Here is a 15,563-nt window from a genome sequence, read left to right on the forward strand (position 1 = left end):
GACGAGCCCGCATGGCCAGACAGACGCCTGACCGTGCCGCCGGGATGTGTAGGGCGGCGGATGCCCTGCGGGCTCAGCAACGCGCTGATTCTACCGGTTACCGCCCGCCATTGCCATGATCAGGACATCAGTGGCCGCTCATACTGCCGTACCAGGAAGCCGATCAGTGCATCCTCATCCAGCGGATGGCTGAACAGGTTACCCTGGCACTGGGTGCATCCGGCAGACTTGAGGAAACTCAGTTGCTGCGGTGTCTCCACCCCTTCTGCCACCACCGTCAAATGCAGCTTGCGGGCAAGCGCGATGACTGCCGAGGCAACGTCGGTGGCACTGACGTTGTAGGGGATATCGCGGATAAAGCGGTCGTCGATCTTGACCACATCCAGCGGCAACTGTTGCAACGCCGCCAGCGAGCAGGCCCCGGTGCCAAAGTCGTCCAGGATCAAGCACACCCCCAGATCGTGCAACGCCCCCAGCAATTCCTGAAGCCGCCGCGGGTCCTCATTCAGCAGTTCCGCCGGCAGCTCCAGCTCCAGCCGTTCCGGAAACACACCGGTCTCGGTGATTACCTGACGGAACATGTCCAGAAAACCGCTGTCGGTGACCTGGCGCGCTGACAGGTTGACCGCCACCTTGAGGTCTTCAAACCCGGCCCGCTCCAACGCCTGAATCTGGATACAGGCCTGGCGCAGTGCGACCTCACCGAGGCGCACGATCATTCCGGTTTCTTCTGCCAGGTGAATAAACTGCTGCGCGGACACCAGCCCCTTCTCCGGATGCTGCCACCGCAAAAATGCCTCTACGCCGAGCACTTTCTCTGTCGCCAGATCCACCTTGGGCTGGTAGTGCAGGACGAACCGGTCAGCCTCCAGCGCCGTGGCCAGCTCTTCCTGCTGCAACAAGCGCCGAGCCGCCTTGATGTTCATCGCCGGCGTAAAGAACTGAAAGTTATTGCGACCGCATTCCTTGGCCCGGTACATCGCCAGATCGGCGTATTTCATCAACGCACTCGGGTCTTCACTGTCGAACGGAATCATGGTGACCCCAACGCTGGCGGTTACACCAACCTCATGCTCATTGAGACGGATGCGCTGGCACAGCCGCCGGAGCACCGTCTCCGCCACCTTGGCGACGGCCTCCGGGCCACTGATTCGTGACAACAGCACCACAAACTCATCGCCGCCCAACCGGGCCACCGAGTCCTCCTCCCGCACACAACCGGTCAGCCAGCGTGCCACCTGTTTCAGCAGTTCGTCTCCGGCGTCGTGGCCCAGGGTGTCATTGATCCGCTTGAAACCATCCAGGTCCAGCAGCATCAGCGCCGCCGGCTCTTCGGTGCGCCGACTGCTGCGTACCACATGGCTGAGACGATCCCGGAACAGCTGGCGATTGGCCAGACCGGTCAGCGGGTCGTAGAACGCCAGTCGATGCAGTTCTGACTGGGCCGCTTTCAGCTGCGTCAGGTCCCGCAGACTCAACACTACCCCGTCCACGCCGGGCACCGCCAGCATCGAGGTGTAGGTCCCTTCCATCACCCGCCACTCGCCACCGGCATCCCGAACCCGTGCCCGCACCATCGGCAGAGACTGTCCCGAACTGGACCGGGCCTCGCGGAAGCCGGCTTCCAGCCTGGGCCAATCCTCCCCGTGCACCAGCGCCGACAGTTCCATGGCCTGAACCTGTTCCGCGTCGAAGCCCAGAATGTCCTTGCTGGACGGGCTGACGTATCGGGCACGGCCATCCTCAGTCAGCACCAGAGTCACATTGGCCGCGCCCTCGGTGATGGCGCGATACTGTCCGGCGCTGATCTGCGCCAGCAACCTCGAGCGGATCAGCACGAGAGCGAAAGCAAACAACAGCAAACTGATCACGACCCCGGCCAGCAGCACGATGGGGGGACGAGGGTCCGAGGCCAGGTAGTCAAAAGCCGGGGTGGAGCGGGTTTGCAGCAACCAAGTTCGGCCGCCATGGACAATGCGCTGGGTCTTCTCAAAGCTGAACTCGTTGTCCAGCGACCCCAGGTTGGAACCGTACATCAAGTCGTCACGGCTGGCCGCCTCGGCATCGTAGATGCGCACGTCGAGAAACGGTGAAATCAACCCGACAATGCCGTCAATCAGGGTATTCATACGAAACGCACTGAACACAAATCCCTTGAGCAGGGCCTGACGCTCGGTTGCGTTATCCGGCGTGCGCCCACCCTGGTAGATCGGGTAATACATCAGGAAACCGGCCTGGTCTTCGGCCACTTCCTCCTGCACCAGGACCAGCTTGCCGGTAATCATCGGCTGGCCCCGATCCCGAGCCTGCGCCATCGCCCGCCGGTGCACCGGATCGGTAAAGGAGTCGTAGCCATTAGCCCGTCGGTTCTGGAGACTGGCCGGCTCCATGAATACGATCGGATGATATTCATCGCGCTCACCGATGGGCTGGATGGTGTAATCCGGCATGCCCTGCCCCCGCGCCCACGCCAGATGCTGGTCAAGATTCCAGGACTTGACCCGCTCCGCATAGCCAATGCCCTGAATCCCCGGGTAGTAACGCTCAATGTCGACACTTTCAATGTAGGTGTGCCAGTCCAGGCGATTGAGCTCAGGCGATACCGCAAACAACCCGGCAGAACCCGCCAGCACCTGCTCGTAGTTCAGCAGACGCTCTTCAATGGCAGTTTTCAGCTGCAACGACTGGGTGCGGAAACGGGCCTCGGTGCGATCCTCAACCAGCCGCACCGACACATGCCACAACACCGCAGTGGCCAGCAGGCAGATGGTTAACAGACACCAGGCAATCCAGGCATGACGAACCCGCAACAGGTCACCGAGGGAAAAATCCTTGGAATTCATCATGGCGGTGGTCCCGGTCCTTGGCGATAGGGCGCAACGCGACGAGCTTTAAAGGTCGGTGGCCGATGGGCAGAGGGGGAGCCGACCAATCCAGGCGGGCACAGGCTCCTTAGCGCCTGCAACTATAACAAAAAGACCCGCTGGCCGTCGCCTTTGACGACAGCCAGCGGGGACTGCTTCTCATACGCCGGATTAGGGTTTCATCACCAGGTAGATAGCTCGACCCTGGCGAATGACCCGGACCGACACCGCCTTGCCCTGGGGCAGATCGCTGATGGCAGAGCGGAACTCACTGACGGAGGTCACCGGCTGACGATTGATCTCAGTGATGACATCCCGCGGCCGGATGCCGGCATCCAGCGCCGCACCACGGCCAACGTCGGTGACCACCACACCACCTTCGATGCCGAGGTCGTTGCGGAGTTTATCCGGCAGTGACTCAATCACCAGCCCCAGCGGCGCGGTGGACGATCCCTGGGCCGGCGCTCCGGTGTTGCTGCCCCCCTCATCGGGCAACTGGCCGATGGTGACCTCCAGCTCAATCCGGTCACCGCCGCGCAGCACGTCCAGTATGGCGGACTCGCCCACCGGGGTACGCCCGACCATCGGCGGCAGATCCGAGGAAAGACTGATCTCGTCATCCTCGTAGGCAAGCACGATGTCACCAGCCCTCAGCCCGGCCCGCTCTGCCGGTGATCCTGGCATCACTTCCGCCACCAGGGCACCACGCGGTCGGCTCAGACCGAACGACTCGGCCAGATCCCGGTTGACCTCCTGGATCAGCACGCCCAACCAGCCGCGAGACACGGAGCCGCTGTCGCGCAGCTGACGGAACACGTTCATGGCATCGTCGATGGGAATGGCAAAAGACACCCCCATAAAGCCACCAGAGCGGGTGTAGATCTGGGAATTGATCCCCACCACTTCACCGTCCAGATTGAACAGCGGCCCACCGGAATTACCCGGATTGATGGCCACATCGGTCTGGATGAACGGCACGTAGTTCTCTGATGGCAGCGAACGCCCCAGGGCACTGACAATGCCCGCAGTTGCGGTATAGTCAAAGCCAAACGGGGAGCCGATGGCAAGCACCCATTCGCCGGTCTTCAGATCGCTGGAGCGACCGATCTGCACCACCGGCAGATCGTCACCGTCATTGATCTTGAGCACCGCCAGGTCCGAACGTGGATCGGTACCCACCAGGGTGGCATTGAGTTCGCGGCGGTCACTCAGGCGCACCACTATCTCGTCCGCGCCTTCCACCACATGGTTATTGGTCAGCACGTAGCCATCCGACGAAACGATGAAGCCAGAGCCCATGGACTGCCGGGGCGCTGACTGTCCCGGCCCGCGACCGAAGGGCGCGCCATGACCACCGAAAAAGTCCTGGAAGAACTCCGGTAACTGCTCAAACTGGCGTTGATTGAAGGGGAGGCGACGCCCTTGGGCGGAAGGTGCCTGGGTGGTACTGATGTTCACCACGGCATCGGCGTTGTCCTCAACCAGGTCGGTAAAATCCGGCAGCCCACGGGCGGCGGAGGCAGGCATCGCCAACAGCGATGCCAGGGAAAACAGCAGCAGCGCAAAAACTGCGTGAGGGTGTCGGCAGGAAACCACAGATTCAAACCAAGATCTTGACATCTCGAACTCCCCAGTGATTTGTTCTGCTTACCTATTCTGTGTCCGGAGCAGCAATTTTCAACTTACGGATCAGTAGGATTTATCGTCAGAACCTGATCGTGGCCCGCGTCGATGCGGAGCAGCCGCGGACAGGCCTGAGCAGACAACCGCCGCCCCCGCCGCCGGGCGAGCACAAAGCCCACGCCCAGGCCGGCCAGACCGGAAACCACCGCCGCACCGTCCACGTTGGGTAGCAACCAGTCACCGCAAAGGGTGCCTGCCACAAACAGCACCAGGGGCAGGCCGTAGACCAGCAACGACGCCTGCAGCAACGCCGCTTCCGGAATCCCCAGAGTCACCCGGTCTCCCACCCTGGCGCCCAGGTGGTTATCCACCGCCACCTGATTGGCACGACCACCGCTGACTTCCGCCAGCAGTTTCTGGCCACACCCCTGACGGGCCCGACAGCTTTGGCAGGCACTCTGGCGAATGGTCTGCACCCACACCTGATCGCCCTGCTCAGCCACCACCTGGCCAGACTCGGTGATCATGGCGCCGCGGCTCCAAAGGCTCCGGCGTCCTGCACCGCGACGGATTCCGCGACCTTCATCGCGGTCTGCGGCGGAATCTCGCCAATGACCGTCACAAGAAAGGCTTGCTCACCGGCTTCCAACGGGCGCATGTAGGCGGTTGTCGCACCGATGCGAGACGCCCCGGTGGGCATATCCAGACGTCCGGCGGGCTCAACGAACACCGAAAACGCCGCCAGGCCATCAGAGAATGCCACCGCCTGCCCATCTCCGGATACCGGCGCCGCAGCCGGCAGGAATCCATCCGGCCGCCAGCCCAGATACCAGCCATCCATGCGGGGCGGCGGTGCCTCGCCTGCTGTCGCCGGCGGGACCCGTTGGCGGATTTCCTGACCATCCAGCTGTATCTCGAACTCACTGTCTGGCAGTGAGTCGGTAATCTCCAGATCGGTAAACTGAAAGCTCTCCAGTACGCTGCCGTCCTGCCCCCGGACATGGCTCTTGAGCAGCAGTCCAGTGTCTTTCTCCAGCCACAACCGGTAGCTGTACCGGTCGCCATCGCGGGCATTCAGGCCGACCACCTTGGCGCTGTAGCCGGCCACCCGGTCCTCACCAAGCAACTGGGGCTGATACCAGTCCCGGGTCAAGACCCGCTGGCTGGCGAAGGTATCGGCAAACGGCCCGGAGGGGGTCACCTGATCCAGCTTGACCCGACCATGATCAGGCAAAACGCACACCACCTGCGTGCCCTTGCGAACAATTTCACCACTGGCGCCATCCTGCTGCACCAGGCGCTCCTCCACCTGACCGTCGCGGTAACGATGGGCAATGCGCATGGAGCTGACCTGGTCGCCCCGGGAATACACGAACACGCCCCGATAGGTGGTCATGTTCAACGCCGGCCCCAGCCGAGACAGCCAGGCCTCGGCGTCGTCACCAGCCGCTGACGACGCCGAGGCCAGCGATGGCAGCGTCACCATCACCAGCAGCCACAGGGCCCACCGCCGACAGCGGAAGCCCCAGGACACAGAGCTGATTACATAGTTACTCATACCAACCAAGATCTCAGTAAGCCGGCGCGGAAACACTGGCCAGGCGGGCATACCCCACCGCGCCACGGCCCGCGGCCACGCTGTTATGCTGGGCGTGCTCCAGCAGGTAGCGGCTCAGCTGCTCCCACTGCGCATCATCCAGCCGCTGCAGGGCAACCTCCGGTACCGCAACACCGGCACCAACACCTGCACCACGGGGCTGTTCGCTGACCACCGGCACATAGCCGTCGGCGCTGTAGGGGCCCCAACTGCTGCCCATGCCAAAACCCACCAGCAAGCCGGCAAACACCATCGCTACCGCTGTCCAGTGCCAGTTCTTGCGCCGGTCACCGGTCACCGCAACAGCCACATTCGTGGCAGCATCGGTTTCATCAACCTGCGGTCCGTGCAGGGCCTGCCGCACCTGGGCACTGATGTCGATAGCGTCAGTGTTGATACCGTCAGACCCGTGACCGTCATGGAGCAGGTCACGCACGGTCTGCCACCGCTGCCACTGCGCCCGCACCTCGTCCTGGTCGGGGCAGGCAAGCACACGCCGGACCGACAGCTCATCGGCCTGGTCGTCCAGCATGGCTGAGAGTGATTCCTTCAGACGTTCATCCATGGAATGGCACCTCGCTTACCACTTGCCGTATCGGCGTTTGATTCATACACATGTCCTCAGCGCCCCTCCAGCAGGGGCCCAAGTTGTCGATCCACCGCATCCCGGGCCCTGAAAATCCGCGACCGTACGGTACCGATGGGGCACTCCAGAATCCGGGCGATGTCCTCATAGCTGAGCCCGTCGTATTCCCGCAACAGGAAGGCGGACCGCAACTCCTCCGGCAACCCGGAAATCGCCTGACGCAATGCCTGCTGAAGCTGCTCGCGCTGCAACAGGCCTTCGGGAGACGCGTTGTCCCGCAGCCGCACACCATCATCGAAGTTCTCGGCTTCGGACGAATCGGCGCTGCCTTGGGGACGTCGCCCACGGGCTTCGAGGTAGTTCTTGGCGGTGTTGACCGCAATCCGGTAGAGCCAGGTATAAAAGGCACTGTCGCCACGGAATCGGTCCATCGCCCGGTAGGCCTTGACGAAGGTTTCCTGGGCCAGATCCATGACTTCCTGGCTGTCGTAGACGTAGCGGCTGATGATGGAGGCAACCCGCGACTGGTACTTGATCACCAGCAGATCAAACGCCGACCGGTCGCCGTTGCGCACCTTGCGGACCAGTTGCAGATCCGTCTGGCTGGTGGAGGTTTCCTCGCCGTGCTGGTCAGAGTCCGGGGTCATGGATGGGCTGCCAGGGGTCCGTCGGTTGATGGCCACAGGGCCTGAAATCTGTCGGTTCGAGAGCGTCATACTGATGTCGTATCCGGCGAAACAGAAAAGCAATCAAGAGCTTCGACAGCCTCACGGAGAAGGCTGCCACCCATCTGGCCAAATAGACAGCACGCGCAAAGTTTAGTTCAATACACCTCTTCATTATGGCCCGTGACCCCGACCCGATGCCACAGTCTTACGAATACGATGTTCTGATCATCGGCAGCGGCGCTGCCGGACTCACTGTCGCCCTCAACCTGCCCCGACACCTGCGGATTGCCGTGATCAGCAAGGCCGATATCAGCAGCGGAGCCACCCTGTGGGCCCAGGGCGGCATTGCCGCCGTGCTCGACGATGAGGACTCGGTCGAACACCACATCAGCGACACCCTCAACGCCGGAGCCGGCCTCTGCCACGAAGACGCCGTTCGCTTTACCGTGGAGAATGCCCGCGAAAGCATCGACTGGCTGGTGGACAGCGGCGTCGACTTTACCCGCGATGAAAACGCCGAACTGCACCTGACCCGGGAGGGGGGACACAGTCACCGGCGGATCATTCATGCCGCCGACGCCACCGGCCACGCCGTTTCCACCACCCTGACCGAGCAGGCCCAGGCCCGCGACAACATCGACCTGATGTCCCGCCGGGTGGCGGTGGACCTGATTACCAACCGCAAGCTGTCGCTGCCCGGCAACCGCTGTGTCGGCGCCTACATTCTGAATCTGGACAACAACCACGTGGAGCTGTTTCAGGCCCGCTTCACGGTGCTGGCCACCGGTGGTGCCAGCAAGGCCTACCGCTACACCACCAATCCGGACGGCGCCTCCGGCGATGGCATCGCCATGGCCTGGCGCGCGGGCTGTCGGGTGGCCAACATGGAGTTCAACCAGTTCCACCCCACCTGCCTGTACCATCCTCACGCCAAGTCGTTCCTGATCACCGAAGCGGTACGGGGCGAGGGTGGCCACCTGCTGCTGCCCGATGGCAGCCGCTTTATGGAGCGTTTCGATCCCCGTGCGGAACTGGCCCCGAGGGACATCGTCGCCCGCGCCATCGACCATGAGATGAAACGCCTGGGGGCCGACCATCTGCTGCTGGATATCAGCCACAAGCCCGCGGACTTCATTCGCCAGCACTTCCCGACCATCCATGAGAAGTGCCTCGGATTTGGCATCGACATCACCCGCGACCCGATCCCGGTGGTACCGGCGGCCCACTACACCTGCGGTGGCGTGGTGACCGACGATCGCGCCAGGGCAGATATCAGCCAACTCTACGTGGTGGGCGAAGCCGCCTTTACCGGTCTCCACGGCGCCAACCGGATGGCCAGCAACTCGCTGCTGGAGTGTCTGGTGTATGGCCGTGCCGCAGCCGCCGACATCGCCAGACGCGAGAGCGACATCCCGCCACCTCCGCCGGCGCCGGACTGGGATGAATCCCAGGTACGGGATTCCGACGAAGACGTGGTGATCTCCCACAACTGGGATGAACTGCGTCACTTCATGTGGGACTATGTCGGCATTGTCCGCACCACCAAGCGGCTACAGCGGGCCAAGCACCGGGTGGACCTGCTCGCCAGTGAGATCAGCGAGTTCTACTCCAACTACCGGGTCTCCAACGATCTGCTGGAACTGCGTAACCTGGTGACCGTGTCGGACCTGATCATCTGCTCCGCCCTGCAACGGCGCGAGAGCCGCGGCCTGCACTACACCCTGGACTACCCAGGGCTGTCTCCGGATGTCCGGGATACCCTGCTGGTCCCCACCAACTACCGGACCGACACGCCCTGAAGCGTGCCATCCCCGAACCCGAACAGGATCACCGATGTCTGACAATACCGAATTCAACCGCCTCTTCTGGCACAGCCGCCGTGGCATGCTGGAGCTGGACGTGCTACTGCTGCCGTTCCTCAAGGAGGTCTACCTGGACCTCCCCGCCGAGGACCAGGCCCGCTACCGCAAGCTGCTGGATTGCGAAGACACCGACATGTTCGAGTGGTTCATGCAACGCAGCCGCCCCGAAGACCCCGACCTGCAGCGGATCGTTGACATGATCCTGAACCGTGTCCAGCCGGACTGAGCTGCCCCTGATGCCTTCCCGGGCAGCCGGTACGCTGGCTGCCCTGCCCTGGCTGGTGCTGGCCCTTGTTGCCCTGGCACTTGGCCTGACCCAGACCGCCGTGTTACTGGTATTGCTGCCGCTGACTCTGGCTGGTGCGGCAGTGGCATTTCGTCGTCAGGGCCTGCTGCTTGGCCGCAAGGCTGTGCATACCCTCAGCCTGCGCCAGGGGCAACTGTGGGCCGAAGACGGCAGCCAGCCACCAGTGGCGGTCACCGTCAGCCCCGAGAGCCGCATCAGCGCTCGCCTGGCGCTCTTGAAACTGACGCCACTCACCTCCAGATCAGGCAGCAAGACCCTGCTGCTCCTGGATCTTGGACCTCATTGCCGCAACGTTCCCCGGGAGCCCTTCCGTCACCTGCGCACCTGGCTCAGGTTGGGGTAGCCGCTGCCCCGGAGAGATCCCCGGTAACCGGGCAACGTACATTCGCAAGGAGACCGACATGACCGACAAGACACCGGCGCAGGCCGACCAATCACTGCCGACCCCCGCATTCGCCGCTGTCAGCGACCACCTGGTGGCGCGGGTCAGTGGTCCCGACGCCCGCAGCTTTCTCAACGGCCAGCTCAGCCAGAGCCTGGATGAGGTGACAGCCGCACACTCACCACGGGCCGCCGCCAGCACCCACAAGGGCCGCGCGTATGCCCTTTTCCGCTTGGTCAGTGACGGCGATGACATCCTCCTGAGCCTCCAGCGCGACTGCGCCGACGACGTCATCAAGGCTCGCCTTGGGCGCTTCCTGATGCTCTACCGTGGTACCGGGATGGCGGAAGCCGAAAACATCACCATCCTCGGTCTGCTGGGCGCGGAATGGGCCCAATGGCTGGCCCCAGATGCCAACCTGGAAGCAGCTGGTGACACCGTCCAGATCCATGGCCATCACCTGATTCGGACCGAGGACACCGCGGACGGTCTGGCGCGCTTTGAGTTCTGGCAGCAGGGCCCGCTCACCGACGAGTTGGCCCGGCCGTTCAGCGATGACCGTCTGACCACCCTCGCCAACTGGCAGGCCTCGGAGATCGCAGCCGGTGTCCCCGCGCTGACCCCTGACAGCCAGGAGCAGTACGTCGCCCAGATGCTGAACTGGCAGCACCTGAACGGGGTCCACTTCAAGAAAGGTTGCTATACCGGCCAGGAAGTGATTGCCCGCATGCATTTCCTGGGACAGCTCAAGAAAAGCCTGTTCCGCCTGAAGGCTTCGGGCGGCACTGCTGCCCCCGTCACAGGCACCCCGATCCTGGCCGGTGACAAGGCGGTCGGCGAAGTGGTCAATGCGGTCGGATTCAGCGATGGCAGCGCGGAGTTACTGGCAGTCCTGCGACACGATGCGGCCCAGGGTTCCCTGCAACTGGCCGAGAGTGGCCAGGAACTCGCCGTGATGCCACTCCCCTACCCGGTACCCGAGCGTGAGCCAGATACATAAGTTGACAGGCAAGCGACTCAGAATTTGCTATAAATGAAGGTAGCTTAGGGGGTCTTACCGACGCCCCTCAGGGGTGTGACATAGACCCCGCAGACTCGCCTGTCGGCAGCTGCCACGTCCCTCCGATGATTCTTTGCCAAGGAACCTGTAGCCCATGTCAACCATCGCCGAGACCATCAAGAACGATCTTGTCGACGCCATCGAAAACGACAAACTGGTACTGCCAACGCTGCCAGAGGCGGCCCTGCAGGTTCGCGAGATCGCCGAGTCGGACGATTCCTCCATTGCAGACCTGGTCAAGGTGATCAGCAACGACACCGCCCTCTCCGCCCGCCTGATCCGGGTCTGTAACAGCCCGCTGTTCCGGGGCGCGCGGGCCATCGAAAACCTCAACATGGCGGTCAGCCGTCTGGGCATGGCCTACACCAGCAACCTGGCAATGGGCCTGGCAATGGAGCAGATGTTCCAGGCCACCTCCGACATGATCGACAAGCGCCTGCGCGCCACCTGGCAGAGCAGCACCGAAGTCGCCGGCATCTGCCACGTGCTGGCCCAGCACTACACCCGCCTCAAGCCGGACCAGGCGACCCTGGCCGGTCTGGTGCACCTGATTGGCGTGCTACCGATCCTGCGCTATGTCGAGGATCAGGACCTGCAGATCAGCAGCCTGATGCTGGACAACGTGATCGAGGAGCTGCACCCCCGCATCGGCAGCCTGATCCTCAAGAAATGGGATTTCCCGGCAGAGCTGCAATCCGTGCCCGAGGAATACCAGAACTTCCAGCGTCAGGTTCCCAGCGCCGACTACGCCGACCTGGTCATGGTGGCCAACCTGCAGCGGGTGGCCGGCAGCGAGCATCCCTGGACCGAACTGGACTGGAGCACCATCTCCGCCTTCGACCGCCTGGGTCTCGATCCGGAGATCGATATGAGCGAAGAGGAAGATCTCAACGCCCAGATGGAAGCCGCCATGGCGTTGCTGCAGTAACCACAGCCCCGCCAGACAGCAAAACGGGCGCCATTGGCGCCCGTTTGTGTATCCGTCCCATTCGAAATCGCCAACAGGCTATTCAGGGTGTTTGCGATAGCGCGCCAGCAGTTCTGCCTTGGTTGGCAATTGCCAGTTGACCGGCGGCCGGCCCTGCTGCTGCAGCCAGGCGTTGGCCTGGGAAAAGTGGCGACAGCCGAAGAAACCACGATAGGCACTGAGCGGTGACGGGTGTGGCCCTTCCAGCACCAGGTGGCGCTCACGGTCGATCATCTTGCCCTTCTTGCGGGCATAGCTGCCCCACAACAGAAACACCACACCCTGCCGCTCACGGTTGATGATGTCGATCACGCGGTCGGTAAAGGTCTCCCAACCTCGCCCCTGATGGGCCCCGGCCTGGCTCTGGACAACGGTCAGCACGCTGTTGAGCAGCAGCACACCCTGCTCCGCCCAGGGCTGCAGACAGCCATGGTCCGAGATGGTGATACCCAGATCCTGCTGCTGTTCCTTGAAGATGTTCACCAGCGACGGCGGCGGTGGCACATCCGGCCGGACGCTGAAACACAGGCCATGGGCCTGGCCCGGGCCGTGGTAGGGGTCCTGCCCCAGAATCACCACCGCCACCTGCTCCAGCGGCGTGCTGTTGAGGGCATTGAAGCAGTGCTGGCTGGCGGGGAACAGGACCTTGCCGGCCTCCTCTTCGGAGGCCAGAAACTCCGCCAGCGACCGCATGTACGGCTGCTCAAACTCCGCCGCCAGGTGCGGGTACCAGCCACGGTCCTGCCGCAGCTGAGCCGCCAGGGTTGCGACCGGATGCACGCTCAGTCCTCAGCCTGTGACCCGGCTGCCTTGTGCTCCGGACGCATGGCAGGGAACAGGATGACATCACGGATGGACGGCGAATCGGTCAGTAGCATCGCCAGTCGATCGATACCGATGCCCTCGCCGGCGGTCGGCGGCAGGCCGTACTCCAGCGCGGTGACGTAGTCCTCGTCGTAGAACATCGCCTCATCGTCACCGGCGTCCTTCTCCGCCACCTGGGCACGGAAGCGCTCCGCCTGGTCCTCGGCGTCGTTCAGCTCCGAGAAGCCGTTGGCGATTTCCCGGCCACCCACGAAGAACTCAAAGCGTTCGGTGACAAACGGATTGCTGTCCAGACGACGGGCCAGCGGCGACACCTCGGTGGGGTACTCGGTGATGAAGGTCGGCTGCATCAGCCGGTGCTCGGCGGTCTCCTCGAAGATCTCGATCTGCACCTTGCCCAGGCCCCAGCTGTCCTTCAGCGAGATGCCCAGATCCTTCGCCACCTGGCGGGCACTGGCGTCATCCGCCAGCTGCTCAGCGGTCAGCTCCGGGTTGTACTTGAGAATGGCTTCCACCACCGTCAGGCGTTCAAAGGTCTTGCCAAAATCGTACTCAATGGTTTCTTCGCTGCCATCGGCCAGAGTCCGGGTATTGCTGACGATATCACCACCCACAACAGCCCTGGCGGTCTCCCGAAGCATGTCCTCGGTCAGGTCCATCAGGTCGTTGAAATCAGCGTAGGCCTGGTAAAACTCCAGCATGGTGAACTCGGGATTGTGCCGGGTGGACAGCCCCTCATTACGGAAGTTGCGGTTGATCTCAAACACCCGCTCAAAACCACCGACCACCAGACGCTTGAGGTACAGCTCCGGGGCAATGCGCAGGTACATGTCGATGTCCAGGGCATTGTGATGGGTAATGAACGGCCGTGCCGTGGCACCACCCGGGATCACCTGCAACATCGGCGTCTCCACCTCGATGAAGTCGCGAGCGGCAAAGTAGTTACGGATGCAGTTGATGATGCGGGACCGTGCCAGGAACACCCGGCGGCTGTCCTCGTTGGTCATCAGGTCAACATAGCGCTGACGGTAGCGGGTTTCGGTGTCAGTCAGTCCCTTGTGCTTCTCCGGCAGCGGCCGCAGCGATTTGGTCAGCAGCACATACTCATCCATGGTGACGTAAAGGTCGCCCTTGCCGGATTTGGCGAGGGTGCCCCGAACCCCGATGATGTCCCCCAGATCCCAGTGCTTGGTCGCTTTCTGGACATCCTTGGTGGCGTACACCTGAATACGGCCAGACATGTCCTGCACCACCTTGAACGCCTTGCGGTCCAGCATCAGACGGCCAGCAATCGCCACCTGGATACCCAGCGATTCCAGCTCTTCCTTGCTCTTGTCACCGTATTTCTCCTGCAGTTCGGCAGCGGTGGCATCGCGACGGAAATCGTTGGGGAACGGCGAGCCCTGCTCCCGCAGTTCCGCCAGCTTGGCGCGGCGTTCAGCGATCAGTCGGTTCTCTTCCTGCTGGACGTCGGTCGGCGTTTGCTCAGTCATGGTTTCTCACTAACACTCTGGTAAAAGGAGGGATTGGGTGACCGCTGCGGCCACCCGTCCGGTTACAGCGCCATCTTCAGGCTGGCTTCGATGAACTTGTCGATGTCGCCATCAAGCACCGATTGGGTATTGCTGGTTTCAACCTTGGTGCGCAGATCCTTCACCCGGCTGTCATCCAGCACGTAGGAGCGGATCTGGCTGCCCCAGCCGATGTCGGCCTTGGCGTCTTCCTGCTTCTGCTTCTCGGCGTTGCGCTTCTGCATCTCGAACTCGTACAGCTTGGCCTTCAACTGCTTCATGGCCTGGTCTTTGTTCTGATGCTGGCTTCGCCCGGCCTGACAGGCCACCACAATACCGGTGGGGTTGTGGGTCAGACGGACTGCGGATTCGGTCCGGTTTACGTGCTGACCACCGGCACCGGAGGCGCGATAGACATCCACCCGCAAATCGGCCGGATTGATCTCGATCTCGAAGCTGTCGTCCACTTCCGGCGACACAAAGACCGATGAAAACGAGGTATGACGACGGTTGCCGGAATCGAACGGCGACTTGCGAACCAGACGATGGACGCCGGTTTCGGTACGCAGCCAGCCATAGGCGTACTCGCCCTGGAAGTGCACCGTGGCACTCTTGACGCCCGCCACTTCACCGTCCTGGGCCTCGACAATCTCGGTCTTGAAACCGTGACGCTCGCCCCAGCGCAGGTACATCCGCAGCAGCATGTTGGCCCAGTCCTGAGCCTCAGTGCCACCGGAGCCCGCCTGGATATCCAGATAGGCGTTGTTGGCATCCATCTCACCGGAGAACATGCGACGGAACTCCAGCTTCTGCAGGTCGCCATCGAGGCTTTCCAGATCGGCGACGATGTCGGCCACGGTGCCTTCGTCGTCCTCCTCAACGGCAATCTCCAGCAGCCCCTCGGCGTCATCGAGACCGGAGGTGAGATTGTCGATGGTCTTGACGATCAGTTCCAGGTCAGCCCGTTCCTTGCCAAGGGCCTGGGCCCGGTCCGGCTGATCCCAGACAGAGGGATCTTCCAGTTCGCGCTCAACTTCGACCAGTCGTTCACTGCGATGGTCATAGTCAAAGGTACCCCCTAAGCGCATCAGTGCGCTCACGAAGCTCTTTGATCTTCGTCACTATGGGATTGATTTCCATGAAACCGCTACTCATTGTCGAGAAATGGACAGACGTTCCCGCCAGGCTGGTCAGCCGTCAGCCGGAACGTAAAAAACAGAGGCGGCATTTTACCGGAAATCCGCCGTCAGATCAGCCAGGACAATACAGCGATCTCCGGATCACGCTCAGTAACTCGCTCGGTTAATTCGC

At 62.5% G+C, this 15,563-nt stretch carries 15 protein-coding genes; 6 read left to right on the forward strand and 9 right to left on the reverse strand.

Features of this window, described 5'->3' with window-relative positions; all coding sequences use genetic code 11:
• Window positions 1-119: 119 nt before the first annotated feature.
• The 6 genes from MLD24_RS13645 to rpoE all read right to left on the reverse strand — a co-directional run bounded on the left by MLD24_RS13645 (window position 120) and on the right by rpoE (window position 7,317).
• Window positions 120-2,846, reverse strand: a complete 2,727-nt coding sequence (locus tag MLD24_RS13645; protein WP_248167164.1) for a bifunctional diguanylate cyclase/phosphodiesterase — start codon at window positions 2,844-2,846, stop codon at window positions 120-122.
• Between the two features lie 189 nt (window positions 2,847-3,035).
• Window positions 3,036-4,391, reverse strand: coding sequence for a DegQ family serine endoprotease (locus tag MLD24_RS13650; protein ID WP_248167265.1), 1,356 nt, complete (start codon window positions 4,389-4,391; stop codon window positions 3,036-3,038).
• 155 nt (window positions 4,392-4,546) lie between these two features.
• A complete protein-coding gene (locus tag MLD24_RS13655) occupies window positions 4,547-5,014 on the reverse strand; it encodes a SoxR reducing system RseC family protein (RefSeq protein ID WP_248167166.1) in 468 nt (155 codons plus the stop codon).
• The gene (locus MLD24_RS13660; RefSeq protein ID WP_344816410.1) at window positions 5,011-6,045 is read right to left on the reverse strand and encodes a MucB/RseB C-terminal domain-containing protein; all 1,035 of its coding nucleotides are present in this window, start codon (window positions 6,043-6,045) and stop codon (window positions 5,011-5,013) included. Before MLD24_RS13660 ends, MLD24_RS13655 begins: the two co-directional genes overlap by 4 nt.
• Window positions 6,046-6,058: 13 nt before the next feature.
• Entirely contained in the window at window positions 6,059-6,649 is a 591-nt protein-coding gene (locus MLD24_RS13665; RefSeq protein ID WP_227172079.1) for a sigma-E factor negative regulatory protein, read from the reverse strand.
• A gap of 56 nt (window positions 6,650-6,705) precedes the next feature.
• The gene (gene rpoE / locus MLD24_RS13670) at window positions 6,706-7,317 is read right to left on the reverse strand and encodes an RNA polymerase sigma factor RpoE (RefSeq protein ID WP_227172080.1); all 612 of its coding nucleotides are present in this window, start codon (window positions 7,315-7,317) and stop codon (window positions 6,706-6,708) included.
• A 215-nt stretch (window positions 7,318-7,532) separates the two neighbouring features.
• Here rpoE and nadB point away from each other — a divergent pair, with 215 nt between their 5' ends.
• The 5 genes from nadB (at window position 7,533) to MLD24_RS13695 (ending at window position 11,877) form a co-directional block, all read left to right on the forward strand.
• Window positions 7,533-9,137 carry an L-aspartate oxidase gene (gene nadB, locus MLD24_RS13675; protein ID WP_248167167.1) on the forward strand — a complete coding sequence of 535 codons (1,605 nt, stop codon included), beginning with the start codon at window positions 7,533-7,535 and terminating at the stop codon, window positions 9,135-9,137.
• Between the two features lie 34 nt (window positions 9,138-9,171).
• Complete coding sequence (locus MLD24_RS13680; protein WP_248167169.1) at window positions 9,172-9,426, forward strand: FAD assembly factor SdhE; 255 nt, start codon at window positions 9,172-9,174, stop codon at window positions 9,424-9,426.
• On the forward strand, window positions 9,410-9,850 hold the full coding sequence (locus tag MLD24_RS13685) for a hypothetical protein (protein ID WP_248167171.1): 441 nt from the start codon (window positions 9,410-9,412) through the stop codon (window positions 9,848-9,850). The genes MLD24_RS13680 and MLD24_RS13685 overlap by 17 nt, the downstream gene beginning before the upstream one ends.
• A gap of 58 nt (window positions 9,851-9,908) precedes the next feature.
• Window positions 9,909-10,889, forward strand: a complete 981-nt coding sequence (gene ygfZ, locus MLD24_RS13690) for a CAF17-like 4Fe-4S cluster assembly/insertion protein YgfZ (RefSeq protein WP_248167173.1) — start codon at window positions 9,909-9,911, stop codon at window positions 10,887-10,889.
• Between the two features lie 154 nt (window positions 10,890-11,043).
• The gene (locus tag MLD24_RS13695) at window positions 11,044-11,877 is read left to right on the forward strand and encodes an HDOD domain-containing protein (RefSeq protein WP_248167174.1); all 834 of its coding nucleotides are present in this window, start codon (window positions 11,044-11,046) and stop codon (window positions 11,875-11,877) included.
• Window positions 11,878-11,955: 78 nt separating this feature from the next.
• Here MLD24_RS13695 and ung read toward each other — a convergent pair whose 3' ends face one another.
• The 3 genes from ung to prfB form a co-directional block, all read right to left on the reverse strand.
• Window positions 11,956-12,696 carry a uracil-DNA glycosylase gene (gene ung / locus MLD24_RS13700; RefSeq protein ID WP_248167176.1) on the reverse strand — a complete coding sequence of 247 codons (741 nt, stop codon included), beginning with the start codon at window positions 12,694-12,696 and terminating at the stop codon, window positions 11,956-11,958.
• Between the two features lie 2 nt (window positions 12,697-12,698).
• Entirely contained in the window at window positions 12,699-14,234 is a 1,536-nt protein-coding gene (gene lysS / locus MLD24_RS13705; RefSeq protein WP_248167178.1) for a lysine--tRNA ligase, read from the reverse strand.
• 62 nt (window positions 14,235-14,296) lie between these two features.
• A protein-coding gene (gene prfB, locus MLD24_RS13710) for a peptide chain release factor 2 (protein ID WP_227172088.1) occupies window positions 14,297-15,392 on the reverse strand; the annotation gives its coding sequence in 2 pieces (ribosomal slippage) (window positions 14,297-15,319 and window positions 15,321-15,392; 1,095 coding nt in all).
• Between prfB and MLD24_RS13715 the strand changes: the two genes are divergently transcribed.
• Window positions 15,391-15,558 carry a hypothetical protein gene (locus tag MLD24_RS13715; RefSeq protein WP_248167180.1) on the forward strand — a complete coding sequence of 56 codons (168 nt, stop codon included), beginning with the start codon at window positions 15,391-15,393 and terminating at the stop codon, window positions 15,556-15,558. The two genes, prfB and MLD24_RS13715, sit on opposite strands and share 2 nt — an antisense overlap.
• Window positions 15,559-15,563 lie beyond the last annotated feature (5 nt).

This window comes from Marinobacter xestospongiae (assembly GCF_023156385.1).
GTDB lineage: Bacteria > Pseudomonadota > Gammaproteobacteria > Pseudomonadales > Oleiphilaceae > Marinobacter > Marinobacter xestospongiae.

Excerpts from the sequence above, each read along its gene's own strand:
- MLD24_RS13645 (WP_248167164.1), bottom strand. The coding sequence starts at position 2,846 with ATGATGAATTCCAAGGATTTTTCCCTCGGTGACCTGTTGCGGGTTCGT.
- MLD24_RS13650 (WP_248167265.1), bottom strand. The coding sequence starts at position 4,391 with ATGCCTGCCTCCGCCGCCCGTGGGCTGCCGGATTTTACCGACCTGGTT.
- MLD24_RS13655 (WP_248167166.1), bottom strand. The coding sequence starts at position 5,014 with ATGATCACCGAGTCTGGCCAGGTGGTGGCTGAGCAGGGCGATCAGGTG.
- MLD24_RS13660 (WP_344816410.1), bottom strand. The coding sequence starts at position 6,045 with ATGAGTAACTATGTAATCAGCTCTGTGTCCTGGGGCTTCCGCTGTCGG.
- MLD24_RS13665 (WP_227172079.1), bottom strand. The coding sequence starts at position 6,649 with ATGGATGAACGTCTGAAGGAATCACTCTCAGCCATGCTGGACGACCAG.
- rpoE (WP_227172080.1), bottom strand. The coding sequence starts at position 7,317 with ATGACCCCGGACTCTGACCAGCACGGCGAGGAAACCTCCACCAGCCAG.
- nadB (WP_248167167.1), top strand. The coding sequence starts at position 7,533 with ATGCCACAGTCTTACGAATACGATGTTCTGATCATCGGCAGCGGCGCT.
- MLD24_RS13680 (WP_248167169.1), top strand. The coding sequence starts at position 9,172 with ATGTCTGACAATACCGAATTCAACCGCCTCTTCTGGCACAGCCGCCGT.
- ygfZ (WP_248167173.1), top strand. The coding sequence starts at position 9,909 with ATGACCGACAAGACACCGGCGCAGGCCGACCAATCACTGCCGACCCCC.
- MLD24_RS13695 (WP_248167174.1), top strand. The coding sequence starts at position 11,044 with ATGTCAACCATCGCCGAGACCATCAAGAACGATCTTGTCGACGCCATC.
- lysS (WP_248167178.1), bottom strand. The coding sequence starts at position 14,234 with ATGACTGAGCAAACGCCGACCGACGTCCAGCAGGAAGAGAACCGACTG.
- MLD24_RS13715 (WP_248167180.1), top strand. The coding sequence starts at position 15,391 with ATGAAACCGCTACTCATTGTCGAGAAATGGACAGACGTTCCCGCCAGG.